Annotated in this window: 23 protein-coding genes and 5 pseudogenes; 15 read left to right on the top strand and 13 right to left on the bottom strand. The window is 68.7% G+C overall.

The features are described 5' to 3' along the window. The first annotated feature begins 235 nt into the window (after positions 1–235). Positions 236–2,119: a phosphoenolpyruvate carboxykinase (GTP) gene (locus tag ACIP8W_RS07240; RefSeq protein ID WP_402202274.1), complete on the top strand. Its 1,884-nt coding sequence runs from the start codon at positions 236–238 to the stop codon at positions 2,117–2,119. A 162-nt stretch (positions 2,120–2,281) separates the two neighbouring features. On the opposite strand, the gene ACIP8W_RS07235 is transcribed toward ACIP8W_RS07240, so the two are convergent. From ACIP8W_RS07235 to ACIP8W_RS07220, 4 genes and pseudogenes are all read right to left on the bottom strand, one after another. Further along, positions 2,282–3,772 carry a cytochrome gene (locus tag ACIP8W_RS07235; protein ID WP_402202272.1) on the bottom strand — a complete coding sequence of 497 codons (1,491 nt, stop codon included), beginning with the start codon at positions 3,770–3,772 and terminating at the stop codon, positions 2,282–2,284. Positions 3,773–3,993: 221 nt separating this feature from the next. Further along, on the bottom strand, positions 3,994–4,482 hold the full coding sequence (locus ACIP8W_RS07230; protein WP_401947337.1) for a GNAT family N-acetyltransferase: 489 nt from the start codon (positions 4,480–4,482) through the stop codon (positions 3,994–3,996). Between the two features lie 91 nt (positions 4,483–4,573). Further along, positions 4,574–4,741 (bottom strand): annotated as a pseudogene (locus ACIP8W_RS07225) (SAM-dependent methyltransferase); the annotation flags it as partial. Positions 4,742–4,853: 112 nt separating this feature from the next. After that, positions 4,854–4,997, bottom strand: coding sequence for a hypothetical protein (locus tag ACIP8W_RS07220; protein WP_401947334.1), 144 nt, complete (start codon positions 4,995–4,997; stop codon positions 4,854–4,856). Between the two features lie 276 nt (positions 4,998–5,273). Between ACIP8W_RS07220 and ACIP8W_RS07215 the strand changes: the two are divergent. Next, a pseudogene (locus tag ACIP8W_RS07215) lies at positions 5,274–5,846 on the top strand (alpha/beta hydrolase); the annotation flags it as partial. Between the two features lie 38 nt (positions 5,847–5,884). Then, positions 5,885–6,805, top strand: a complete 921-nt coding sequence (locus tag ACIP8W_RS07210; protein WP_401947329.1) for a hypothetical protein — start codon at positions 5,885–5,887, stop codon at positions 6,803–6,805. Between the two features lie 407 nt (positions 6,806–7,212). On the opposite strand, the pseudogene ACIP8W_RS07205 reads toward ACIP8W_RS07210, so the two are convergent. The 4 genes and pseudogenes from ACIP8W_RS07205 to ACIP8W_RS07190 form a co-directional block, all read right to left on the bottom strand. After that, positions 7,213–7,361: pseudogene (locus ACIP8W_RS07205) on the bottom strand (PepSY domain-containing protein); the annotation flags it as partial. Beyond that, a pseudogene (locus tag ACIP8W_RS07200) lies at positions 7,357–7,886 on the bottom strand (IS5 family transposase); the annotation flags it as partial. The pseudogenes ACIP8W_RS07200 and ACIP8W_RS07205, both read right to left, overlap by 5 nt. 153 nt (positions 7,887–8,039) lie before the next feature. Next, positions 8,040–8,291, bottom strand: a complete 252-nt coding sequence (locus tag ACIP8W_RS07195) for a DUF397 domain-containing protein (RefSeq protein ID WP_401947327.1) — start codon at positions 8,289–8,291, stop codon at positions 8,040–8,042. Further along, positions 8,288–9,163 carry a helix-turn-helix domain-containing protein gene (locus ACIP8W_RS07190; protein WP_402147348.1) on the bottom strand — a complete coding sequence of 292 codons (876 nt, stop codon included), beginning with the start codon at positions 9,161–9,163 and terminating at the stop codon, positions 8,288–8,290. Before ACIP8W_RS07190 ends, ACIP8W_RS07195 begins: the two co-directional genes overlap by 4 nt. Positions 9,164–9,361: 198 nt before the next feature. On the opposite strand from ACIP8W_RS07190, the gene ACIP8W_RS07185 reads away from it, so the two are divergent. Next, entirely contained in the window at positions 9,362–9,754 is a 393-nt protein-coding gene (locus ACIP8W_RS07185) for an ATP-binding protein (RefSeq protein ID WP_402202242.1), read from the top strand. Then, positions 9,751–10,098, top strand: a complete 348-nt coding sequence (locus tag ACIP8W_RS07180; RefSeq protein WP_402202241.1) for a hypothetical protein — start codon at positions 9,751–9,753, stop codon at positions 10,096–10,098. Before ACIP8W_RS07185 ends, ACIP8W_RS07180 begins: the two co-directional genes overlap by 4 nt. 49 nt (positions 10,099–10,147) lie before the next feature. On the opposite strand, the gene ACIP8W_RS07175 is transcribed toward ACIP8W_RS07180, so the two are convergent. The 4 genes from ACIP8W_RS07175 to ACIP8W_RS07160 form a co-directional block, all read right to left on the bottom strand. After that, entirely contained in the window at positions 10,148–10,558 is a 411-nt protein-coding gene (locus tag ACIP8W_RS07175) for a hypothetical protein (protein ID WP_401947318.1), read from the bottom strand. 104 nt (positions 10,559–10,662) lie between these two features. Beyond that, entirely contained in the window at positions 10,663–11,874 is a 1,212-nt protein-coding gene (locus tag ACIP8W_RS07170; protein WP_401947316.1) for a pyridoxal phosphate-dependent aminotransferase, read from the bottom strand. A gap of 134 nt (positions 11,875–12,008) precedes the next feature. Beyond that, positions 12,009–12,881, bottom strand: a complete 873-nt coding sequence (locus ACIP8W_RS07165) for a polysaccharide deacetylase family protein (RefSeq protein WP_402202239.1) — start codon at positions 12,879–12,881, stop codon at positions 12,009–12,011. Positions 12,882–13,161: 280 nt separating this feature from the next. After that, positions 13,162–14,526, bottom strand: coding sequence for an alanine racemase (locus tag ACIP8W_RS07160; RefSeq protein WP_402202237.1), 1,365 nt, complete (start codon positions 14,524–14,526; stop codon positions 13,162–13,164). 200 nt (positions 14,527–14,726) lie between these two features. Between ACIP8W_RS07160 and ACIP8W_RS07155 the strand changes: the two are divergent. Then, positions 14,727–15,020, top strand: a pseudogene (locus ACIP8W_RS07155) (sugar kinase); the annotation flags it as partial. 69 nt (positions 15,021–15,089) lie between these two features. Here ACIP8W_RS07155 and ACIP8W_RS07150 read toward each other — a convergent pair. Then, positions 15,090–15,536 carry a hypothetical protein gene (locus ACIP8W_RS07150; protein WP_401947308.1) on the bottom strand — a complete coding sequence of 149 codons (447 nt, stop codon included), beginning with the start codon at positions 15,534–15,536 and terminating at the stop codon, positions 15,090–15,092. Positions 15,537–16,064: 528 nt separating this feature from the next. On the opposite strand from ACIP8W_RS07150, the gene ACIP8W_RS07145 reads away from it, so the two are divergent. The 9 genes from ACIP8W_RS07145 to ACIP8W_RS07105 all read left to right on the top strand — a co-directional run bounded on the left by ACIP8W_RS07145 (position 16,065) and on the right by ACIP8W_RS07105 (position 24,925). After that, complete coding sequence (locus tag ACIP8W_RS07145) at positions 16,065–16,970, top strand: hypothetical protein (RefSeq protein WP_401947305.1); 906 nt, start codon at positions 16,065–16,067, stop codon at positions 16,968–16,970. A gap of 217 nt (positions 16,971–17,187) precedes the next feature. After that, positions 17,188–17,895, top strand: a complete 708-nt coding sequence (gene cpaB, locus ACIP8W_RS07140) for a Flp pilus assembly protein CpaB (protein WP_401947302.1) — start codon at positions 17,188–17,190, stop codon at positions 17,893–17,895. Between the two features lie 7 nt (positions 17,896–17,902). Next, positions 17,903–19,150 (top strand): CpaE family protein, encoded by a 1,248-nt coding sequence (locus ACIP8W_RS07135; RefSeq protein WP_402202234.1) that lies wholly within the window; start codon positions 17,903–17,905, stop codon positions 19,148–19,150. Between the two features lie 59 nt (positions 19,151–19,209). Beyond that, positions 19,210–19,626: a TadE/TadG family type IV pilus assembly protein gene (locus ACIP8W_RS07130; RefSeq protein ID WP_402202232.1), complete on the top strand. Its 417-nt coding sequence runs from the start codon at positions 19,210–19,212 to the stop codon at positions 19,624–19,626. Between the two features lie 3 nt (positions 19,627–19,629). After that, on the top strand, positions 19,630–19,983 hold the full coding sequence (locus tag ACIP8W_RS07125) for a TadE family protein (RefSeq protein ID WP_401947295.1): 354 nt from the start codon (positions 19,630–19,632) through the stop codon (positions 19,981–19,983). 188 nt (positions 19,984–20,171) lie between these two features. Then, positions 20,172–21,512, top strand: a complete 1,341-nt coding sequence (locus ACIP8W_RS07120) for a CpaF family protein (RefSeq protein ID WP_401947292.1) — start codon at positions 20,172–20,174, stop codon at positions 21,510–21,512. A 79-nt stretch (positions 21,513–21,591) separates the two neighbouring features. Next, the gene (locus tag ACIP8W_RS07115; protein WP_401947290.1) at positions 21,592–22,533 is read left to right on the top strand and encodes a type II secretion system F family protein; all 942 of its coding nucleotides are present in this window, start codon (positions 21,592–21,594) and stop codon (positions 22,531–22,533) included. A gap of 56 nt (positions 22,534–22,589) precedes the next feature. Then, a complete protein-coding gene (locus tag ACIP8W_RS07110) occupies positions 22,590–23,480 on the top strand; it encodes a DUF5936 domain-containing protein (RefSeq protein WP_401947287.1) in 891 nt (296 codons plus the stop codon). A gap of 80 nt (positions 23,481–23,560) precedes the next feature. Further along, a complete protein-coding gene (locus ACIP8W_RS07105) occupies positions 23,561–24,925 on the top strand; it encodes a sensor histidine kinase (RefSeq protein ID WP_402147332.1) in 1,365 nt (454 codons plus the stop codon). Positions 24,926–24,940: the final 15 nt, after the last annotated feature.

The raw sequence follows: 24,940 nt of genomic DNA, 5'->3' as shown, positions 1-24,940 counted from the left end.
AGGGCGCCACACCCAGTGGCGATGCTCACGTGTGATGCCCCCTGGACATATGGGTGGACTAGTCGGATGATCAAATGAGTGCGGGCGGCACCGGATGAGCGGCGATGCGTGGCGAAGGAAGCATCCGGGTCGCAGCCCCCAAGGGGCATACCACTCAAACCCTCATCAAGGAGCAAACGTGGCGCGCGAAGCAGCGCTCTCCGGGGCCGCCCCCCAGACCTCTTCGACCTCCCAGATCCCCTCGCCCTCCGGCACCGACCGGGCAGCCGACCCGTCCCCCGGCACCATCCCCACCCGGCACCGGGAGCTGATCTCCTGGGTCGATGAGATCGCGGCCCTCACCCAGCCGGACAGGGTGGTCTGGTGCGACGGGTCCGAGAGCGAGTACGAGCGCCTGTGCGGGGAGCTCGTCGCCAAGGGCACGTTCAAGAAGCTCGACCCGGTCAAGCGGCCCAATTCGTACTACGCGGCCTCCGACCCGTCCGATGTGGCGCGCGTCGAGGACCGTACGTTCATCTGCTCCGAGAAGGAGGAGGACGCGGGCCCGACCAACCACTGGAAGGCCCCGGCGGAGATGCGCGCCATCTTCACGGGCGAGGGAGCGGGCGCGGGCGACGCCGCGGGAACCGGGGAGGGCACCGGTGTCTTCCGGGGCTCGATGCGCGGCCGGACCATGTACGTCGTCCCGTTCTGCATGGGACCGCTGGGTTCGCCGCTCTCCGCGATCGGCGTCGAGATCACCGACTCCGCGTACGTCGCCGTCTCCATGCGCACCATGACCCGCATGGGCCGGCCCGTCCTCGACGAACTCGGCACCGACGGCTTCTTCGTCAAGGCCGTCCACACCCTCGGCGCGCCGCTCGCCGCCGGTGAGGCCGACGTGCCGTGGCCCTGCAACACCACCAAGTACATCTCGCACTTCCCCGAGTCCCGCGAGATCTGGTCGTACGGCTCCGGGTACGGCGGCAACGCGCTGCTGGGCAAGAAGTGTTACGCGCTGCGCATCGCGTCCGTGATGGCGCGCGACGAGGGCTGGCTCGCCGAGCACATGCTGATCCTCAAACTGACGCCGCCGCGGGGGGAGTCGAAGTACGTCGCCGCGGCCTTCCCGTCCGCCTGCGGCAAGACGAACCTCGCCATGCTGGAACCGACCGTCCCCGGCTGGACCGTGGAGACCATCGGCGACGACATCGCCTGGATGCGCTTCGGCGAGGACGGCCGGCTCTACGCGATCAACCCCGAGGCGGGCTTCTTCGGTGTCGCGCCCGGCACCGGGGAGCACACCAACGCCAACGCCATGAAGACCATGTGGGGCAACTCCGTCTTCACCAACGTGGCGCTCACCGACGACGGCGACATCTGGTGGGAGGGCATGACCGAGGAGCCGCCCGCACACCTCACCGACTGGAAGGGCAACGACTGGACCCCCGAGTCCGGCACCCCCGCCGCCCACCCCAACGCCCGCTTCACCGTCCCGGCCGGACAGTGCCCGATCATCGCGCCCGAGTGGGAGGACCCCAAGGGCGTGCCGATCTCCGCGATCCTCTTCGGCGGCCGGCGCGCCTCCGCCGTACCGCTGGTCACGGAGTCCTTCGACTGGCAGCACGGTGTCTTCCTGGGCGCGAACGTCGCCTCCGAGAAGACCGCCGCCGCCGAGGGCAAGGTCGGTGAGCTGCGCCGCGACCCGTTCGCCATGCTGCCGTTCTGCGGCTACAACATGGGCGACTACATGGGCCACTGGGTCAAGGTCGGCGCGGGCAAGGACCCGGCGAAGCTGCCGAAGATCTACTACGTGAACTGGTTCCGCAAGGACGAGAACGGGTCCTTCGTCTGGCCCGGCTTCGGCGAGAACAGCCGCGTCCTGAAGTGGATCGTGGAGCGCCTCGACGGCAAGGCGGACGGCGTCGAGACGCCCATCGGCATCCTCCCGACCAAGGAGGCCCTGGACACGGACGGCCTGGAACTGTCCGAGCCCGAGCTGGACTTCCTGCTCTCGGTCGACAAGGAGGTCTGGCGCGAGGAGGCCGCGCTCGTCCCCGGGCACCTCAACACCTTCGGCGACCACGCGCCGAAGGAACTGTGGGACGAGTACCACGCACTGGTCCGCCGCCTGGGCTGACCCACTGCCCCACCCGCCCACTCTGCCCCACCGGCCCCCGCTGTCCCGCGGCCGCCGTGTTCCCGGAGCCTCGCACGGCTCCGGGGCGCGGCTGCGGTGGCGCGGCTGCGGTGATGTGGCTCCCGGGATACGGCTCTGCAGGGCTCTGCAGGGCGCTGCCTCTCAGGCGCGGTCCGGGAGGTCCGCGCGATCCTTGGGGGTGTCCTCCTCCCGGTTCGAGCGGTCCCAGCGCGCCATCAGGCGCTGGATGGCCGTCACCAGGCGCTGGGTACGGGTGGGCGGCGCGTCGTCATCGGCGGGGGGTACGGCGGGGGGCTCGTCGGAGGGCGCGGTGGCCGCGGCCGCGCCCCGGAAGACGGCGTGCAGCCCGCCGGGCGGTGCGCCGTGCCGCAGGAGCGCCGAGCTGTTCTCGGACAGCTCGTACCGTACGGGCAGGAACCGCAGCCCCCGCACCACGGCGCCCGAACGCCAGGGCAGCTCCTCGAACGGCATGGTGATGCTCACCCGCGCGAAATGGTGGAACAGCCGCTCCACCGCCGCGACCACCAGCATCGTCCCCAACTCCCGCGAGGCGCTGGGACATTGGTGGTGTCCGGCCCCCCACGCCAGATGGGCGCGCGTGCTGATGGTGGTCGAGGAGGCCACCCCGGTGCTGAACAGCGGGTCGCCGTGGGCGGCCCAGGGCGATGCCATGACCATGTCCCCGGTCCGTATGAGGAACTCGCCCAGCTCGACGTCGCAGGCCGGGAACCGGTAGGTCAGATTCGCCACCGGGGGACTGGCCAGCGCGGCACGGTTGACGGTCTCGCCGATCAGCCCGGCCGACAGGCTCGTCCGCGCGCCCGTATTGCCGCGCAGCAGCTCCAGCACGGTGTTGGCGATCAGATTGCCGGTCACATCCGTGATGTAGACGGCGTTCATCAGCAGCTCCCAGCTCATCTCCTCGTCGGACATGGTGGGATGGCTCTCGAACAGGGACGTCGGAAGGTCCGGCCCCGGGTTCTTCCGTTTGTACGCGGCGAGTTCGGTCATCGCCGCCAGCACCCGCCCGTTCGCCTCTCCCGCGCCCTGGCCGCCGTCCAGCATCCGCCACATGTCCAGCACGATGTCGTCACCGAGCTGCTGGGGCAGGCCGTACAGCTGGTTCATGAACATCAGCAGCAGCGGCCGGATGTACTGCGCGCTCAGATCCGCGTTCCCGGCCCTTCCGCTGTCCGCCGCCAGCACCCCGATCAGCTCGTCCGCGAACTGGATCACTGTCGAACGCAGGTCCTGGGCCCGCATGGACCGCGTGTCCCGGAACGGCGCGAGGGCGGCGTGCAGGACGCGGCGCGCCGTATCGTGCTCGTCCCCGTCGAGGAACATGGTGTGCCGCATCTCGTACGCGGGCAGCATCGGCCACCCGGGAGGCAGCCGCCGCTCCCTCCTGGCCCGCCAGTGCCGGATGTCCCGCCGCCAGACCTCGCGGTCCCGCAGCACATCCAGCACTTCCGTATAACCGAGCACCAGCCACACCGGCACCCCCATGAAATCGACCGGTGCCACCGGCCCGTACTGGTCGCGCAGCTTGTCGTAGACCCCCGTGGGATCGACATCGAACTCGGGAGTGAGCAGGGGGGCTATGGGGAGCGCTTCCAGCGGGCGGTATTCCATGGGAGCCACCCAACCTCACCGTGTGTGCTTAGGGAAGTACGGCGGGGTAAGTGTGGGGGAATCGTAGGGGCCGGGATTTCATTGGGCGGTAAGTGGTATGGGTCGAGTGGCTCACCACCGCGCGGAGACGGCGTCGTACGTACGGAAGTACGCCACCCCCAGGGGCACTTGGCGGCGCTCACCCATCCCATCGTCCCGGGCTGAAGCCTCCCGGCCACCGCTCAGAGGGCGAGATGCATGATGTGCAGCCCGACATACCCCTGGGTCGGGTGCCGGAAGCCTTCGGGCACGGTGCCCAGCACCTCGAAGCCGAGCGACCGGTAGAGCTTCACCGCGTGTACGTTCGTCTCCACGACGGCGTTGAACTGCATCGCCCGAAAGCCCGCCGCACGAGCCCACTCCACACTGTACGAACACAACGCCCGGCCCACACCCCGCCCCGAGTACGCGGGGTCGACCATGTAACTGGCGCCCGCGATATGCGAGCCGTTGCCCAGGTGGTTGGTGTTCATCTTCGCCGTGCCCATGACTGCCCCGGCGTCATCCACGGCGACGACCGTACGGTTCGGGGCGGGCAACACCCACCAGTCGCGGGCCTGCTCCTCGCCGAGGTCGACCGGATAGGTGAAGGTATCGCCCGCCGCGACGATCTTCTGGAAGAAGGGCCAGACGGCGGGCCAGTCGTGGACGGTGGCTTCTCTGATCAGCATCCGACCAGGATGCGTGCAAAGTCGGTGGGTCCGCCAGCGGGTTCACACCCGGGGCCAAACGACTCCGATCTCGATTTTGCACGCCAATGCCCTACAGCCGGGGTCTTTGACAGACGAGCAAGCCGCCCAGACAAGTGACACGAAACGCGCCCTCCGCCCGAATGATCTCGTTGACCCGTTCTCGCGCGCGCTCGGTGGTTTCCCGAAACGGAACGCCCATCCGGTCTGCCCAGGCTTCGTACGAGGCCAACAGGAGCACCCTTGACGCCCGGCCCGGAGCCGCGACGATTTCACCGGCAAGGGGGCGGCCCCGCCCGTCATCGGCGTTACCGGCCCATCCCGTCAGGGCTTCCGGTGGCCTGTTTGCCGGCTCAGAGTTCGGTCCCTTCGGGGATGAGGTGGTCGTACTGGCCTGCCTTGACGGCGAGTATGTGGGCCAGCATTTCCTTGTCGGTGAAGCGGAGGGCGCCGTCCAGGTCGTCGCCGCTCTGCTCTGCACAATCGCGCCCTGACAATCGTGGGGTGCCCCGTATGGTGTGGGTTGCGTGTTGCTGGTGCGATGTAGTGTCCTTGGCCGGAGTGATCAGCAGGGATGACGGGGCTACTCATGGCGTGGGACGAGTGGGAACAGATCAAAGTCGATGTGACTGATCGGCAGCCTGTAGCGATGCGGCTCAACCAGGTTCCGGTCGAGCCCGGCCCCGGTCCCAGCGCTGTAACAGGCGGCCTGAAGTCCAGCAAGAAGGCATGGGCCACGGCCGGCGAAGGGGTGGGCTCCCGTCCACTCGACGGCATCGATCGTGTGGCTAGGTTACGACGCCCCGCAGGCCATCCTGACCGATGCGACGGAGACCAAGTGGGCAGACAAGGCCGAGGAGCCGCTGGGTAACTTCTTGCAGGGCATCGAGGAAGCCAACCATCGCGATGTGAACCAGACACTTCTGGGTCACAGCTACGGGTCCCTGGTAGCAGGCCAGACAATGAGAATGCACATAGACCTGCCGGTGGACAACGCGATCATGGTGGGCAGCCCGGGTGTGGGAGTGGATCACGCGAAGGACCTGAACATTCCGTCGGACCATGTCTTCGCGGCTACGGCCAAGAACGATCTCATCAACCTCGCCCCGCCCCCGGCAGGTCCCCTGGCACCTCTCAATCCGAAGGCATATATGGAGTTTTTCGACGACCACTCGATCGTCCACGGAACCGACCCGGTCTCTGACGACTTCGGCGGCGTGGTCTTCGACGTCCCCGCTGGGAAGTTTCCGGGCTTGGGCGGCGAGATGATGCCCGCGCATTCCCAGTACTGGGACGAAAAGCCTCTCGGTAGCCTGGCAAGGATCGTTACCGGAGGACAGCCGTGAATCTACGCAGGATAATCTCGGCTGCCGCACTGCTGGCCATGACGACCATGGTGACCGGGTGCGGGGCGCAGGACGGACAGGAAACCGGCGGAGAAGCACCGAAGCAGGTCACGATGGATGAGCAGCAGGCGATCGACCGGGCAGAGGAAATCATCCACCAGGCGGTGGACGGCATGTCTCCCGAGCCAACACTGGAGCGCATGGGCCCCGCTCCCGTCGGCCCCTGCGTCGCCAGGGACGACCACGGCTCTGACGATCGAGTGGCGGTCACCGTCACCTACAAACTGACCGGTGTTCCGGGGGCCAAGGCCCAGAACCTCGTGCGACAGGCACGGGACGCCTGGCTGAAGCAGGGTTACAAGTACAACACGTCGGGCGAGGTTGACTGGTCCGGTTCCTTTCCCACGGTCTACATGCGTACGGAGTCCGACGACTTCTGGATGGACGCCGTGACCGGCGTTGTGGATCGCGCCAAGGGTGAGGGCCTCGCTTCTCTCAAGGTGACATCGCCCTGCTTCCTTCCGCCGGAGAAAACATCGGCGTCGACCGCTGCCGACTCCGCCGCACTGAAGGACCCGCAGGCCGACGATTCCGCTCGGCATCGCGTCTTCGGCCACTCCAGCCGGATTTACGACGTCCTGCGGGTTCGGCCGGCGCCCACGCAGCCCGGGGAAGGCCTCAGCACGGTCCAGGACGAGTCCGGGACCTCGGTCCATCACACTTGGTCGAGCGAGCCGCTGCCGGAGGATGAGACGGTACGGGCCCTGGCTCGCGTGCAGGCGTACTTCCAGAGCGCGGGATGGATTGTGCGCCACGTGCCGACGGGGGAGGGCATCGCCGCTGCCGTTGCCCGCCACCCGGAAGAGAGCACGATCGTGCAGGTCGCAGCCTCGACCACCGGCGCGGTGCGTATCGCGGTGACGATGCCCGTCAACGGTCCGGTGTCCGCCGACGTATGACAGCCGGCCCCACACGCCGCTGACGTGAGGTCCGGGCGAGATCCTGGCTCGGACCGCGTGTGAGCAGCACGTCTGGAGGGCGCTCGGCTTCGGCAGTCGGCTCGCGTGGCCTCAGCCACTGTTTCTTGACAAGGCGCCCGGGTCAGGAAGTCCGGCGGCTGCGTTCCAGGGGAAGTACGGATGGGACGTCACCGCTCCCGCTGATGACACGTCTGATCCTGAACTCCTCTCCGGTCCCGGGCGTCCCTATGCGCGTCGGGGTCTGAGCCATGACCGGCCGACCGTTAGGGTGCGGACCAGGATCGCAGCCTGGAACACCGACTCCAGGCCTACATCTGGACCAAGACCGGACGAGATCCTCGAACGCCTCGCCTCATATCTGAACAGAATTTCCTGACCAAGCACTACTAGTCGCTCTCCTCGCGGAGGATGGTGTTGTTCTTGGCGTCCACGTCGAAGGTCGTCTTCTTCCAGTCGAACCGACCACATCGACCTGCCACATGACGCCGTTGCCGTCGTTGTCCTCAAGGCTGACGGAGGTGACCGTCCCCGTCTTCGACGGTATCGAAGACGGTCGAGTCGTTGACGTTGCCGGGCGCGACAACCACGGCCAGGGTCAGGCCCCCGGCCGCCGCAGGGCGAGGTAGACCTTCGTGGTCAACCCGCCCCGGGACCGCCCCGGCGTCTGGCCAGCCGACGCGGGTGCCGGACCTTCCAGTTCGTCCCCCGCCGCCGCACCCTTTCACGGGCGCCGGTCGCGTGCTGGTGGGCCTGGTTGACCGTGGAGTCCACCGACACTGTCCACTCCACAGCCCCGACGGAGTCGTCGCCTACCTGGACCTGCTCCAGCAGACGGGCCCAGGTCCGTCCGCTTCCCAGCGGCGAACCGCTCATAGACCGTCTACCACGGCCCGAAGCGCTCGGGCAGGTCACGCCATGGAGCACCGGTCCGCAACCGCCACAGCGCTCCGTTGATCACCTGCGGGTGACCCCGCCACAGCCGCCCACGGCCATCCACACCGGGCAACAAGGGCGCTATCCGCCCTCGCGCCGCATCTGTCAGCTCACCACGACCCACCACAAGATCAATTATCAGACAGGCCCCAGCTGCCGGATCCCGCCCGCCACAAGGTGACCACCGATTCAGTGCCCTGCCGCGCGCCTCTCAGGGCGGACCCTCTGCAGACCGGGTCCCGCCCCTGCCGTCAGGGCTTCCGGTGGCCTGTTTGCCGGCTCAGAGTTCGGTCCCTTCGGGGATGAGGTGGTCGTACTGGCCTGCCTTGACGGCGAGTATGTGGGCCAGCATTTCCTTGTCGGTGAAGCGGAGGGCGCCGTCCAGGTCGCGACGTTTGGTGTCACCGAAGGCGACGCCCCCGTTGATGGGCATGAGGGCGACGCAATCGCCCCCGTTCTGGGCGCTGAACTGGGACTTCTCCCAAACGCCTTCGAGTGGTGCGGCGTACAGTTCGTCCTTTTCGGCGCTCACGATAGTTCCTTCTCGATCTCTTCAATGCGGCGGATGGAGTCCGCTGAACTCAAGGCGTGGCGAGCCAGATCGCTGAACTTGCGTCGGCTCCGGCGGACTTGGGTGGTGTCATCTGTGATCATGTCGCCACGGATAAGCTCATTGAAGGCCACGCTGCGGTGCTCGGTACTGGGGAAGTCGAGCACGGTGAACGGGGTGCTCGCGACACTCGCGGCGCCAGCCTCGAACGGGATGATCCGTAGGGTGATGTTGTGCTGCTTCACGCACTGGAGGAGGTAGGCCAGTTGCTCGCGCATCACCTCGGGACCACCCACGGCAGCCCGCAAGGCTGATTCCAGGCACAGGGCGTCAAGAGTGGCCGGGTGATCCCGGGTGAGCACCTGTTGACGCCTCAGCCTTGCCTCAATGAAAGTTTCGCGACGTTCAACGCCCTCATGTTGCTGGGCGAATTCCACGAGAGCTGTGACGTAGCCCCGGGTCTGCAAGAGCCCGGGAACGTAGGTTCCGGTGTGGGTGGAGATCTTCTCTGCGGCATCCTCAAGGTAGAAGTACCGGTACGAGTCACCGGTGAACGCCGCTTGGATCTCGGGCTGTTCGTACCATGCGCGACCGAACGACTTGCCCTGGTCGATCGCTGCCACGATGGTGGCGCGCTCTTCGATGCTCGCGCTGTACGCCGTGAGCATCTTTGCGAGCTGGTTCGAGTTGGGGAACACCTTTCCCCGCTCGATTTTGCTGACCATGTGCCGTGAGCAGCCAAGAAGCGTCGCTATGTCGTCCTGCCGCAAGCGGGCCTGTTCGCGCAGCCGGGCAAGCTCCCCGCCTACCTTCCGCATGGCGAAGATCGCATTGGTGTTGACGCTTACAGGCAACGGTAGTTCCTCACGGTTGACGCTACGTCGATGCCAGCAGCGTAGCGCTCGCGGGAGGGCCCAATGACTCCGTGGGGGTGGCTTTCGGCAATCGGCTTGCGCGCGAATGGTCGCGCGAATAAAACTGGGACGAGCACACCGAGCACGCTTATGGGTGCGGTGTGTAGTCACTCCTGCGCGCCCCGAAAGGTGTGGGTCATGGATCAGTGCGGTTGTGTCCTGGCGGTCGAGCGCTACCCCTGTACGGCTGTCGCCGTGTCCGAGGCGCGCGCCATAGCGGCTCGGGCGTACGCGCCGTTTCCGTGGGTGGATCACGAGACCGTGAAGCTGCTGGTGGGCGAGACCGTCACCAACGCCGTGCTGCGTGCCGGGGGTGGCTGGTTCGATCTGATCTGCCACGCGCCGTACGACGGGGCCGTCCAGGTCGAGGTGCGCGACCGGAGCGAGGTGGTGCCCGAGCGGCGGCGGCACGGGGTCTGGGACCAGTACGGCAGGGGGCTGGAGCTGCTCGATCTGCTGGCGCCCGGGTGGGCCGTGGTGCGGACCATGCGCGGGAAGAGTCTGGTCTTCAGGCTGGCGGTGGGTCCGTGATCGACCCGTCCGGTCGGCTCGATCCGCTCGCGCCGCCCATGACCCGCGACGACCCCGTCCACGCGCGCTGGCTCAAGGTGCTGCTCGTGGGGCTGGGCGGGACCGTACCGCTGGAAGCGGAAGAGGCCCTGGTGGTCGAGGGAGAGGGTTCGATGATCACGTATCCCTGTGCCACCTGCGGTGTCACCCGGGGCGTGCGCAAGCTCGGCGCCCAGCCCTCCGGCAGTGGTGTCGGCGTCGACGTGTACGGGTGTCCCGCGCACGCGTCCGACCTTGCCGCCGGGCTGGACGACGTACTGCCCAACCTGGAATGGCTGCTCTCCAGGGAGGGCCGGCGGCCGTAAGGAAGTGGCGCCCGGTCCGCGGCCTCGGGGGGTACGCGGACCGGGGCCGTCAGTGGGCGCCGACCAGGTGCGGTGCGGCGGGGGCGGCCAGCGCCTCGGTGTGCGCGTCCATGCGCTCCGCCGAGAGGATCGCGGCGGCCGTGTCGGCGCGGGCGGCGGCGACGACCAGGGCGCGGCCCGCGAGGGCGAGGGCGCGGCGGTGGAGGGTGAGGGGGTCGCCGCCGCTCGGGTCGGCGTGCCGGGCCGGCGCCGTGCCGCGCAGGCGGGTGATCTGGGCGGCGAGCGCCTCGGCGGGGGCCTCCAGGCCCAGCTCGTCCGTGACCGCGAGCAGCGCCGAGAGGTGGCCCGCGAGCTGGATGTTCAGCTCCTCGCCTCGGCTGCGACGGGTGAAGTCGGTGCCGGGGACGGTGGTGGGCTCGGCCATGGAGTGGATCGACTTCGTACGGATCGGCTCGTACATGGGATGGCCTCCTGGCGTTGTCAGGAGACCATCCTACATTGGAATCAGTCTAAACTTGAGTGGGGTCCGGCAGCGGTCCGGCGGTGGGCGGGCGCCGGGCGCGCTCAGTGCTGGGAGTAGCCGTCCAGGAACGTCCCGATCCTGGTCACCGCGTCGTCCAGGTCCTGGGCCGAGGGCAGCGTCACGATGCGGAAATGGTCGGGCTCCGGCCAGTTGAACCCCGTACCGTGGACAACCATGATCTTCTCGGCGCGCAGCAGATCCAGCACCATCTGCCGGTCGTCCTTGATCTTGAAGACCTTCGGATCGAGCCGGGGGAAGAGATACAGCGCTCCCTTGGGCTTCACGCAGCTCACGCCGGGGATCTGGGTGAGCAGGTCGTACGCGATGTCACGCTGCTCCAGGATCCTGCCCCCCGGGAGCACCAGGTCCTCGATCGACTGGCGGCCGCCCAGCGCGGTGGCGACCGCGTGCTGGGAGGGCATGTTCGCGCACAGCCGCATATTGGCCAGGATGGTCAGGCCCTCGATGTACGAGGACGCGTGGGCCTTGGGGCCGCAGACCGCGAGCCAGCCCGAGCGGAATCCGGCTACCCGGTAGTTCTTCGAGAGCCCGTTGAAGGTGAGGGTGAGCAGATCGGGCGCGATGGCGGCGGTGGGGGTGTGGGTGGTGCCGTCGTACAGGATCCGGTCGTAGATCTCGTCGGAGCAGACGACGAGATGGTGGCGGCGGGCGATCTCGGCGAGGGCGGCGAGCATCTCGTCGTCGTACACCGCGCCCGTGGGGTTGTTCGGGTTGATGATCACGATCGCCTTGGTGCGATCGGTGATCTTCCGCTCGATGTCACCGAGGTCGGGCATCCAGTCGGACTGCTCGTCGCAGCGGTAGTGCACGGCGGTGCCGCCCGCGAGGGAGACCGACGCGGTCCACAGCGGATAGTCCGGGGCGGGGACGAGCACCTCGTCGCCGTCGTCCAGCAGCGCCTGCATGGACATCTGGATCAGCTCGGAGACACCGTTGCCGAGGTAGATGTCCTCGACGTCCAGGTCGATGCCCTTGGTCTGGTAGTGCTGCATGACCGCGCGGCGGGCGGACAGCAGGCCCTTGGCATCGCCGTAACCATGCGCCCCGGAGAGGTTGCGGAGCATGTCCTCAAGGATCTCGGGCGGGCACTCGAAGCCGAAGGCCGCCGGGTTGCCGGTGTTGAGCTTGAGGATGCGGTGGCCCGCCGCTTCCAGCCGCATCGCCTCGTCGAGAACCGGGCCCCGGATCTCGTAGCAGACGTTGGCGAGCTTCGTTGACTGGATGACCTGCATGTCGGCCACCTTACGGCCGCGTAACGGAGGCCGCCTGGTGTTTTTCCCCACGTTGCTCCGTACGAAGGGCGGATTTCGTACGGAGCGACGGGAGCCCATGTCCACGCGGGCCGCGTCTGTGGATCCCCGGCGGTTCAGCGGACCGGGAAGCTGAACGCGTACCCCTTCCCGCTCAGCCACGGCAGCAGCTTCTTCATCGCCGCCGCCGTCTGCGAACGGTCGCCGCCGCCGTCGTGGAAGAGGACGGTGGGCCCGTTCGCCAGCTCGCCCTTCACCGTGCGCAGGATGGCCTCGGCACCCGGGAGCTCGAAGTCCTTGGAGTCCACGTTCCAGCCGACCGGCCGCATCCCCGCCGCCGCCGCGATCTGGCGGCTGTACGGGGTGAACGCGCCGCCGGGGGCGCGGTAGTAGAGGGGCTTGACGCCGCCGGACGCCTTCTCGATCTGCGCGGCGGCCCTGAGGATCTGATCCTTCTGGTAATCCCGCGACCGATGGTCCATTCCGGTGTCGTGCGCGACGCTGTGGTCGCAGAGCCGGTGGCCCTCCGCCACGACGCGCTGGACGAGATCGGGGTGGGCCTCGGCCTGCGGGCCGACCATGCAGAAGACCGCTTTGGCGTCGTTGTCCCGGAGGATCTTGAGGATCTTCGGGGTCCAGACGGGGTCGGGGCCGTCGTCGATGGTGAGGTTGACGGTCCTGCCCTTGGTCTCCGAGTCGTGCGCGATATCCATGTTGACCACGGGCGCGGGCAGCTTCGGGTCCGGCGTCGAGGTCTGGCCCACCAGTGAGGGGACGGGGAGTTGGTCCTGTCCCCGCTCCGGATCCCGGCCGGGGGCGGGGGAGGAGCCGCGCGGGGAGGGGATGTGCGGGGTGGAGTGCGGGCGGGGGCCCGAGCCCTTGTCGTCCGTCGCCGTCTCGTCCGTCTTCTGCTCGCCGCACCCGGTGAGCAGCGCGGCCCCGGCGAGCGCGAGCGCGACGGTCAGCAGCCGGAGGCCGGGGCGGCGCACCGCCGTACCCCGTGCGCCTCCACCTCGTAGTCGTAAGGTCGCATGATCAGCTGTCCTGCCTGCCGCTTTGAGTGCCATGTCCCCCACCGCTTCCGACTCCGTTCCGCTGCGTACGGGAAGAAAGACGAAGGAAGGAGGGGGAAGGATCCACTTCTCGCGGCTTGATCATGAATTTGTGTGACGCGGTCGGTCGTAAGTTCTCATCCGGACCCTGGCCGGAAAGATCGGAAGCCGGAAGCCGGAAGCCGGAAGCCGGAAGCCGGAGGTCAGAAGTCAGAAGTCAGAAGAACGTGCGGATGAAGTCCGTGACCGTGCCGTCCGCCTCCACCAGGGGGATCAGCTGCCACTTGTCGAACGAGGTGCACGGGTGGGACAGCCCCATGCCGACCCAGTCGCCGACCTCCAGCGCGGCGCCCGGTTCGGTGGCCAACCAGCCGTGCTGGTCGGACAGGTCGGTCACGGAGATTCCGGTCGCCGGGCGGATCTCGCCGGTGCGGGCGTCCCGTACGACCTGGGCCTCGGGGAGGTGGAGGTCGTACGCGGCGTCGCGCTTGCCCGCGTTGACGAACGCCTGGTCGGGGGAGGGGCGGGAGACGACCTGGGCCCAGAGACGGAAGGCGGGCTGGAGGGCGCCCTCTTCGGGGACGCGGTTGAAGGGGGTGATGCGGCGGTAGTGGCCGTCGTCGTGGGTGACGTACGCGCCGGAGCGCAGCAGTTTCAGTACGGGGCGGGAGAGGGCCGGGATGTCCGCGAAGACCTCCGCCACCGTGTCGAACCAGGCGCTGCCGCCCGCGCTGATCACGATCTCGTGGGGGCCGGTGTCGGTCCCGGTGGCCCCGGAGTCCCCGGCACTCCCACCACTCCCACCACTCCCGGCTTCCCCGGCGAACCGGCCCGCCCGGTCGAAGTCGGCCGCGAGCGCGACCAGGCGCCGCAGCCAGGCGCGGACGCGGTCGCTGTCGGCGCCGGGCACCTCGCCCTCGTACCCCGCCACGCCGATCAGCCGCAGGGTTGGTACGGCGGCCACCGCGTCCGCGACAGCGGCACAGTCCGCTTCCGTACGGGCGCCGGTACGAGCACCCTCGCCCGCGCCCAGTTCGACGACGACGTCCACGGGGCGGGAGGCGTTGGCGTCCCGTAGCGCCTGGTCCATCAGTGCGACGCCGCGTACGGAGTCGACGTAACAGACGAAGCGGAAGCCGGGGTCCCGGTCCAGTTCGGCGGCGAGCCAGCGCAGGGCTGCCGCGTCGACCAGTTCGTTGGCCAGGAAGATCGACCCGACGCCGAACGCGCGGTAGACCCGGGCCTGGTGGGGGACGGCGGCGGTGATGCCCCAGGCACCGTACTCCAACTGGCGTGCGAAGAGCTGCGGGGACATGGAGGTCTTGCCGTGCGGGGCGAAGGCGAGGCCGTGGCGCTCGGAGTAGGTCTCCAACAGGGCGAGGTTGTGCTCGACCGACTCGGCGGAGAGCGCGAGTACGGGCGTGGTGAAACCGCCGCCGAACAGGGAACGGCGCTCGGCGGCGAGCGCGCCGACCGTCAAGCCCTCGGCGTCCGGGGGGAGGCCCTTGAAACGGTGGTCGACGCGTTCTTCGGAGAGCGCGAACCGGTCGTCGGCGGGCGCGAACCGGTTTTCGGCAGCCATGCGGGCCTCCACGGATAGCGGATAACAGTGCGTCGCGGTACGCGCGTTGCGCACGGTGAATGGTCGTGCGTATGTCGCTCAGCACTAGCATCCGGGGCGACAGCGGTCAACGGTGACGCGAAGAGCCCGAAGTGACCGAAACCGGAACCGGAAACAGGACCATGAACGCGGGCGCGGCCCCGCACGCGGATGGGAGTGCGCAGGGCGCGGGCGGCGACACGGTCACCACCGTGCCCGCGCCGCGCGTCGACGTCGTCGCCCCGGTGGGCGCGGGGACGCCTTCGCCGCTGGTCCTCTCCGCGCCCTGCGCGGCCTGTCCGCCGCCGCCCGGCTGCGCCACGGCCGCCGCCGCGCTGACCGTCCCCGGTGACCTGGGGGCGCCCCCGGACCGCGCCCACGCCGACCGGCTCGCGGCACTGGACGCGGCGGAGTGGGGCGCGCTGCGACTCGGCCCCGGCCGGACCCAGGAGGCGGACCGGACGGACGGACGTTGACGGACGGACGTTGACGGACGGCGGCCGTACGGGAACAGCGGTGGCCACCGGCCTCGGCGGACGCGGCCCTCAGCCCTCCTGGAGCCGGTCCGCCGCGTACCCCGCCACGCAGCCGACCACCAGCACCGCGTTCGACATCAGCACGCCCTCGGCCGTGAGTTCACCCCACTGGAGCGCCATGGTCAGCGCCTGGGCCACCGCCGGGACCGTGAAGGCCGCCGGCATGTGCTGGAGCGCGTGGTCGCGGAACGGGTCGCGGTGGACGCGGCCCGCGGCCCAGGCCGCGGCGGCGATACAGGCGGCGTTGGGCAGATGGATCAGCATCAGGCGGCCGGGGAAGGTCTCCGGTCCATCGGCCCCGGCTGTCAGATGGCCGTGGATCAGCGAGAGCCGGAGGTACTCCGTGAAGAGCAGGACGACGGTGCCCGCCACCCAGGCGCGTACGAGCGCGAACACCGGCGCACCGCGCCCGTCGTCCCGTCGCGCGGGTGCTCCGGGGTAGTCGTACCGCGTCATCGCCCGGCACCTCCGAACCGATCGCTGCGCCCCCTCGGGGCCCGCCACGTCTTTTCGCACGTGGAATCGGAATGGGAGCGTACAGACGTGGGCACAGCAGTGGCGTGGGCCCCTGGGCCCAACCGGGGCCCAAAGTGGAGGGGGCATGGGGGGAGCGCGCAAGAGCACACGAGAGCGGGTGGGCGAGTTCGTAATTCCGAACGAATGAAATGTTCATCGAACGCCAGTCAACACCTGACTGCTTCGTCCGATTTTGCCGGTGCTTGTTGCCGGGATGCCCGATCACGGGCATCCGATAGGTGTTCTCTCGGTCGGAGGACGTGGATAAAGTGCTGAGCCACGAGAGTACGAAGTGTGGAGCGCGGGGCCTGAGTACAGGGCAACGCAACAAGCAACGCAAACAAGCAACGCAACAACGTCAACAAGCAACGCGCCAACGCCGGCCAGCAACGCGGCAGCGGAGAAACCTAGCAGGAGAGAACTGCGGTCGCCGGGCCCTCCGGCGCCGGAGCCGAACGGGGAACCAGCGTGCCGACCGCGATCGCCGTCACCAGCCGTGATCTGGTGCTGCCACCAACGGACCATCAGACGCCCACCGCCGCGCTGCTCCAGTCGCCGGACGCCCAGTCGCTGGACGCGGCGCTCGCCGATATGCAGATCCTCGTGGAGCAGCACGGTTATGTCGTCGCGCTCTACCCGGCGACCATCGCGCCCGTACACGAACGGCGTCTGTACACGGTCCGTTCGGTGCTGGAGAGCGACCGGATCGCCCTGCTGAAGCTGGACCTTCCACCGCTGGGTGTCGCCGTACTCGTACGGCAGCTGAGGCAATTGTCGGTCTGCGACTTCAGCGCGGGAATCGTCGCCTCCGCCGCCCGGCTGCTCTCGCACTACATTCACGCGGGAGCGCTGCTCAACTCGGTGACCAAGCTCGACCGGGTGCCGGTGAGTCTCAAGTCCCACGCGAAATCATGGGTGCCGGGCTCACAGTTCGGCGTACTGGCCAATCCCTCGCCGCAGTTGGTCAGGATCGGGACGGACGGCGAACTCGCCGGACCCGACTTCGGTACGCAACTGCTCATCGCCAAGGGGCAGTCGTCCCCGTCGTCGGACTGGGTCACCGCGACGCTCGCTCCCGAATGGAAGGCGCAGGGGATCGAGGAGACCGTGCTTCCGGCGGAATCGCCCCGGTGGTGGGGGACTTCGAAGATGATCGAGTTCGCCGCCTTCCTTCCGGATATCTCTGTTCTTTACCAACTGGTCTCTTCTGTAAGGAGGGAGAGCTGTTCCTGGTGCGGAATCGAACTCATAGGTGACCGCTGTGGATTCTGTTCGGCACCACTCGCACCACAACTCCCGGCGCTGCCGTCCGAGAACCAACATCGCGCGGGCGGTGTTCCGGAACAGGGAACGCCCTTGCAGCGCGGGTCGTAATGTGCCCAGCGCGGGGCCCCTTCCGAATCCCCGCTCTCGGCTCCCACGTCCCTCTCGGCTCCCGCGTCCTCGTCCCCCGTCCGCACGTTCCACCTGTCCGTGTCCTCCGTCCCTAGTTCTTCGTCCCCGTCCCGACGCTCCACCTGTCCCGTCCCGATGCTCCGCCTCCCCCGTCCCGCTCTCGCGTCCCCCGTCACCGAACGAGGTTGTCCCGCTCATGAATTCACGGCAACGCCGCGGCGTCATACTGCTTCTTCTCTCGGTTCTCTGCGCCTTCGGTGCCTTCGCCGGTGTTCTCTCGGTGATCAGCGACGTGAATTCGAAGGTGGGGCCCGAGGTCGACGCGTACCGGCTGAGGACGGATGTGGCGCCGTACACACAGCTCTCGCCGGGGCAGTTCGAGAAGATCACGATGCCCAAGCGCTGGCTCTCCAAGAACGCCGTGACCGATCTGTCCGTCGTCAACGGAAAGATCGCCGTCACCCAGCTCAAACAGGGCTCGCTGCTTCAGGACGACATGATCGTCAAAAGGCCCGCGCTCGCCGCCGACGAGCAGGAGATCGCCATCATGATCGATGCCGCGACCGGCGTCGCGGGCAAGATCACCCCCGGTGACCTGGTCAATATCTTCGCCACCTTCGCGGGTGACGACGAGGGCACCAGGGCCGAGTCCCGGATCATCGTCCCCAACGCCAAGGTCATCGACGTCGGCCGGCTCACCGCCCTGGAGCCCAACGACAACGACCGCGGCAGCGGAGTCAAGCAGGCCGTGCCGATCACCTTCGCACTGAAGACGAAGGACGCCCAGCGCGTCGCCTACGCCGAGTCCTTCGCGGAGCATGTACGACTCGCGCTTCTCGCCGACGGCAGCCCGACGACGCTGCGTCCCGGCGAGAGCACTTATACCCTCGAAGGGGACAAGTGAGGGACGAATGACGACCCGAATCCTCCCGGTCGTCGGCGACGCCGACGCCGCCCGGTCCATCACCACCCTGCTCAGCCAGCTCCCCGACGCGGAGCCGGCCGGGCCGGTCGGCGACTCGACCTCACTGATCGACACCCTGGCCCGGCTGGCCGCCGAGTCGATCGACGAGCTGCCGGAAGTCGTCCTCGTCCATGAGCGGATCGGCCCGGTACCGGCGCTCGAACTGATCCGGGAGGTGGCCCTGCGGTTCCCTGCGGTCGGCGTCATCCTCGTCACCACGGACGCGGGCACGGGCCTCTTCTCGGCCGCGATGGACTCCGGCGCCCGCGGCCTGGTCGGCCTGCCGCTCTCGTACGAGGAACTCGCCCAGCGCGTCCAGGCGGCCGCCGCCTGGTCCGTGGGGGTGCGCCGCCACCTCGGCCACGGCGCCGACGTGTTCACCGGCCCCGGTGGCACGGTCGTCACGGTCAGTGGGGCGAAGGGCGGTGTCGGTACGACCCTGACGGCGGTCCAGCTCGCGCTGGCCGCGAAGGCGTCGGGCATGAGCACCGCGCTGGTCGACCTGGACCTCCAGTCCGGGGACGTCGCCTCGTACCTCGATGTGCAGTTCCGCCGGTCGATCGTGGATCTCGCCTCCATCCAGGACATATCGCCGCGTGTGCTCCAGGACGTGGTCTTCGTCCACCCGAGCGGGATCGGGCTGCTGCTGGCGCCGGGGGAGGGCGAGCGGGGCGAGGAGATCAACGAACGGTCCGTACGACAGATCGTCAGCGCGCTCCGCAACCGCTGCGAGGTCGTCGTCGTCGACTGCGGCACCCAGATGAACAGCGCGAACGCGGCCGCGATCGAGATGGCCGACACCACCCTGCTCCTGACGACGCCGGATGTGGTGTCGGTCCGCGCGGCCAAACGCATGGTGCGGCTCTGGGACCGGCTCCAGATCCGCAAGGCGGAGGAGACCGTGACCGTGGTCAACCGCCATACGCGCAATACGGAGATCCAGCCGCCGCTGATCGAACGGATCACCAGCACCCGGGTCTCCCGGGTGACCATCCCGGCCAACTTCAAGGAACTCCAGGCGGCGGTGGACACGGGCCGGATGCAGGACCTGGACGCCAAGTCGACGGTGAAGCAGGCGATGTGGGGGCTGGCGGCGGAGCTCGGGCTGGTGAAGGCTCCCGAAGCCGGCGAGAAACAAGGCAAGTTCAAGGGGGACCGCGGATCGATCGGGATCCGGCGGGGACGATCGAAGTAGCGGGATCGGGCGGGACCGGCGCGGGCGCGGGCGAATGAGTTGAGGGGGCACGTTGAGCCATGGACATCCAAGGAAGAAGAGCAACGGGGAACTGGCTTCGTACGGATCGGTTCTGTACGGAGCGCTTCCGTAGCGACCGTGGCCAGGCCGCCGTCGAGTTCGTCGGCATGGCCCCGATCGCCCTGGCCGTGGCGGCCCTGCTCTGGCAGGCCGCGCTGCTCGGCTACACGTTCTCGCTCGCGGGAAACGCGGCGGACGAGGCGGTACGGGCGTATGCCGTGGCGGAGGGCGGGGGCGGGGCGTGCCAGCAGGGTGCGGAACGGAACCTCCCCGGCGCCTGGAACGCCACCGCCAGCTGCGGGGAGAGCGGGGATCTGGTGACGGCGAGCGTCGAGGTCGAGCTCCCGCTGTTCTTCCCCGGCGTCAACCTCCCGATCAACGTCCCCGGCCACGCCTCCGCCGTGAAGGAGGGCTGACCCATGACGAGGCGCGCGCGGCGGGAGGACCGTGGCCAGGCGGCCGTCGAGTTCGTCGGGGTGGTCGCCCTGCTGATCTTCGTCGCCCTGGCGGTGATCCAGCTCGGGATCGCCGGGTACGCCGTACAACAGGCCGGTACGGCGGCGAGGGCGGCGGCGAGGGCCGAGTCGTACCGCGAGTCGGACACCAGTGGCCGGGCCGCGGGCCGGGCCGCGGTGAGCGACTGGCTGGACGTCAGCATCGCGGGCGGCGGCGGGGAGGCGGTCACGATGACGGCGACGATCCCGATCCCGTCCATCCTGCCCGTCTTCCAGCTGCCCAGCGCGCAGCGGAGCGCCACGATGCCTCGCGACTGATCGGGCGTACCGCTTCATTGAGGTTCATCGAGGTGTACCTGTAACAAAACTCCACTGCCAGGCGGGAGAGTCGCAGAGAGATAACAAGCGAGCCAGAGATACAAAGCGAGCCAGCGAACCAGCGAGCCAGCGAACGCCGAGATGCCGGCACACCGAGCAGGACCGACAGACCAGGGAGTTGAGGGGACATGAGCCTCCGGGCGCGTATCAACAGCCCCGAGCCGACGAACGGGCACAGCGAGGAGAGTCTTCTCGTCGGGGTCTACCGCGCCAAGCTCCTGGAGGAGATCGACCTCGCCGAGATGTCCGCCCTCGCGGCGGCCGAGCGAAGGGCCCGCCTCGAACGGGTCCTCAGCCACATCATCAGCCGCGAAGGCCCGGTTCTCTCCAGCGGCGAGCGCACCCAGCTGATCCGCCGGGTCGTGGACGAGGCCCTCGGCCTGGGCATTCTGGAACCGCTGCTGGAGGACGCGTCCATCAGCGAGATCATGGTGAACGGCGCCGACCAGGTCTTCGTCGAGCGCGGCGGGCGGCTGGAGCTGCTGCCGATGCGCTTCACCTCCAACGAGCAGCTGATGCAGACCATCGAGCGCATCGTCTCCACGGTCAATCGCCGGGTGGACGAGGCCAATCCGATGGTGGACGCCCGGCTGCCCTCGGGCGAGCGGGTGAACGTGATCATTCCGCCGCTCTCCCTCACCGGGCCGATCCTCACCATCCGCCGTTTCCCCCGGGCCTTCACCCTCCAGGAGATGATCGGCCTCGGTTCGTTGGACGAGCAGATGATGGTCCTGCTGGCCGGTCTGGTGCGCGCCAAGTTCAATGTGATCGTCTCGGGGGCCACCGGCACGGGGAAGACGACCCTGCTCAACTCGCTCTCCGGGCTGATCCCGGACGGCGAGCGGATCGTCACCATCGAGGACTCCGCCGAGCTTCAACTCCAGCAGTCCCATGTGATCACTCTGGAGAGCCGCCCGTCGAACGTCGAGGGCAAGGGCCAGGTCACGATCCGCGATCTCGTGCGCAACTCCCTGCGTATGCGCCCCGACCGCATCATCGTCGGCGAGGTCCGTGGCGGCGAGACGCTCGACATGCTCCAGGCGATGTCGACCGGTCACGACGGCTCGCTCGCCACCGTGCATGCCAACAGCGCGGAGGACGCGCTGATGAGGCTCCAGACCCTGGCCTCGATGTCGGAGGTCGAGATCCCGTTCGTGGCGATCAAGGACCAGATCAACAGCGCGGTCGATGTCATCGTCCAGCTCACCCGGCACGCGGACGGCTCCCGGCGGGTCACCGAGATCGCCGTCGTCGACTCCCGTGGCCGCGAGGAGTATCGGATCGTCTCCGTCTGCCGCTATGTCGCCCAGCCGATGGCGGCGGACGGCCGGATCTACGGAAGGTTCGAGTACTACCCGCTGCCGCGCCGGATCGCCGAACGGCTCTATTTGAGGAGCGAACCCGTGCCGCCGGCGTTCGGGGTCGCGTTGTCGGAGGAGGAGTTGGCCGTACGGCGCGCAGCGGCCTGAGCGAACCCGCACTTTCGAGGACCCCCGCCCCCCAGCGCTCACCCCCAGTCCCCGTCCCCACCGAGAAGGCCCGTACGACATGGATAATCTCCCGCTCCTGACGGTCGGCGTCACACTGCTCACCTGTGTGCTCGCCGTCGTCGGCGTACATGTGTACTCGTCGGGGAAGGCCCAGCGGCAGCTGCTCGTCGACCGAATGTCCCAGACGGGCCAGATCGAGGCATCGACCGGCAGGCGCCGCCGGTTCGCGGCGCTCGACCGGCGGCTGCGCAGAACGTCCCTGGGCAAACGCGTCGAGCGCAAGATCGCGGCGACGGGGCTGGACCTGACGCCGGGCGAATATGTCGTGTACGTGGTGTTCGGGCTGCTCGCGCTCTACTTCGTCGTCGGCGCGATCTTCGCGCCCTTCTTCGGCGTCCTGGCGGCGCTGATCGGGATATGGGGCGGCAACGCGTTCCTCAACTGGCAGCGGGTGAAACGTACCGAGGCGTTCATCGGCCAGTTGCCCGAGCTGACCCGCGTACTGGCCAACGCGATCCACGCGGGTCTCGCCATGCGCACGGCGCTCGCGATGGCCGCCGAGGAGCTGGAGAACCCGGCGGGTGAGGAGCTGCGCCGTGTCGCCGACCAGCTCGCCGTCGGGCACTCCCTGGACGACGCCCTCGGGGAACTCGCGGACCGGCTCCCCTCGCGCGAACTGGTCGTGCTCGTCACCACCCTGGTGCTCTCCAGCCGGGCGGGCGGCCAGGTCGTCAGCTCGCTGCGCAATCTCACGGAGACGCTGGAGGAGCGCAAGGAGACCCGCCGGGAGGTCACGACGATGCTCTCCCAGGTCAAGGTCACCGCCCTGGCGGTCCCGCTGCTCGGCCTCGGCTTCCTGCTGATGATCAACGCCACCGCGCCGGGAGCGCTGGACAGGATGACGGGCTCGGCGGTCGGCCAGACAGGGACCGTCGTCGCCTTCGCCATGTACGCGGTCGGCTATCTCCTGATCCGGCGGCTGTCCCGGGTCCAGGTCTGACGAATCAGACACGAATCAGACACGAATCAAGCATTGAGGGAGGAGAAGACAGACACATGAGGGGACTTCTGTACGCGGTTCTCGTCGGGCTCGGTGTGTACGGGATCTTCCACGGCGTCCGGATGTACCGCGCGGACGCCCGGCTCCCCGGAGACCTGGCCCTCGCGCTGGAGGTCGGGGCCACCCGTACGACCGCCGTCGGGTCCGGTATCGACCGGCTCGGCATGCGCTGGGCGCCCACCGTGCTCGGCATGATGGGCCCCAAGCGGGTCGAGGCCCTGCGCCGTCGGCTCGACATGGCGGGCAACCCCGGCGGTATGACCGTCGACCGGTTCGCCGCCCGCCGGGCCGTGTACGGCGCGCTGGGCGCCCTCGCGGCGCTCTCGATGCTGGCCAGGGGACAGCCGGTCATCGCGCTGGTCGCGCTCGCCTACGGCCTGGTCTGGCCCGATGTCATCATCAGGTCGGCCATCCGCCACCGTAAAACAGACATCGAGCGCACGCTTCCCGACTTCCTGGACGTCCTGGCGGTCGTGGTCTCCGCCGGTCTGGGGTTCCGCCAGGCGCTGGAACGCGTCTCGGACAAGTACACCGGCCCCTGGTCGGACGAACTGCGCATCACCCTGCGCCAGATGGACATGGGCGTCAGCCGCAGAGAAGCCTTCGAGCAGCTGCGCAAACGCAACGCGTCCGAGCAGGTGTCGATGTTCGTCACGGCGCTCCAGCAAGGCGAGGAGCTGGGCGCGCCGATCGTCGAGACGCTGATCCAGATAGCCAACGACATGCGCAGGGCGGACGCGCAGAACGCGCGCAGGAGCGCATCCCAGGCGGTGCCCAAGAGCACGCTCGTGGTCACCATGGTGATGCTCCCGGCGACCATGATCCTGATCGTGCTCAGCTTCTACTACGGCTCGGGGGTCGACTTCGGAAGCATCCTCTCGGGGTAGCTCCGCCCGGGGCATCCGCAGATGCCCCACCACTCTCCCCGGCTCCCTCCACCCACGCATCCGAACGGGAGGTGACCCCGATGGCCCAGAAGACCTTCACCCTCACGGGCGGAAACACCAGCGAAGTGCCACGTTCGGCCACGGCCGCGCCGGACCACGTGCCCTCGCTGCCGATCCAGGTCAACGCCCTCCAGGCCCTGTGCAGACAGACCTTCGGCTTCCGGCTCGCGATGATCGTGCTCGCCGCCCCCTTCGCGCTCGCCGCGACAGCCCCGGGGCTGGGGACCTGGCTGGTCGGCTCGGCCGTACTGGTCACCTTCATGGTCTCGTACGTCCTGCTGCGCGACTGGGAGCGCTTCGGCCCCGTGCTGCTCCGGCACCCCATGGTGCTCGCGGGTGACATGGCCTTCGGCTCGCTGCTGCTGGTGACGGCGTCCCCGGACTCGACCCTCGCGTACGTCACGATCTGCACCCCCCTGCTGGCCGGACTGGTCTACGGCCGGCGCGGGGCCTCGGTCTTCGCCGTACTCCAGTCGCTGATCGTCGGCGTCGCCTACGTGGTGAACAGCGAGGTGGAGGCCGATTTCAGCGCGTTGCTCCTGCCGGGGCTGTGCGTCATCGCGGGCGCGATCGGCAGCACACTGCGCAATCTGATGCTGGGCTTCGGCGCCGCCGGCCAGGCGCTGACCGAGGCCCGTGCCCGGCTCGCGGTGAGCGGCGCGGTCGAGGAGGAACGCGCCAGGCTCGCCCGCGAGATGCACGACTCGCTGGCCAAGACCCTGCACGGCCTCGCCCTGGCGGCGGACGGCCTCGCCCACTCCGCGGACCGGCTGGACCCCGAAACGCTGAAGAGCCAGGCGGAGCTGGTCGCCCGTTCGGCCCGGCGCGCCGCCGCCGAGTCCCGGGAGCTGCTCTCGGACCTGCGCAGGGAATCGGGGTTGGACGGCGGGATCGACGTACTGGCCGAACTCCGCTCCCGTACCGACGACTTCGCCCGCCGTCACGCCGTGCGAGCCTCCTTCCGGCAGCTCGGCACCGCCCCCGTCCCCGTGATCCCGCACGCCGTGGCCCGTCACGTGCTGACGATCGCCGCCGAGGCCATGGAGAACGCGCAGCGCCACGCCCACCCCGGCTATGTGATCGTCTCGGCCGGGGTCGTGGGCGACGTACTGCGTATCAGCGTGTACGACGACGGCCCCGGCCTGCCGCCGGGCACGACCCTGAACGACCTGCGCCGGGCCGGACACTTCGGCCTGATCGGCATGGTCGAGCGGGCCGCTTCCATCGGGGCGCGCATCCGTATCGGGAAGGGCAAGGCGGCGAAGGGCACGGAGGTACGGCTCGACCTCCCGGCCGTGGCGCTGCGGATCCCGCGCCCTTCGTCCCCGGAGCGCCGGTCCGCTACCGGGCCACAGCTCCACCCATCGACACCGATGCTCAACTGACTCCGCCCCCGCCGC

Origin of the sequence: Streptomyces sp. NPDC088554, from assembly GCF_044752945.1 — a bacterium.
Classification (GTDB): Bacteria; Actinomycetota; Actinomycetes; order Streptomycetales; family Streptomycetaceae; genus Streptomyces.
This window is presented reverse-complemented; position numbering and strand designations above follow the sequence as displayed.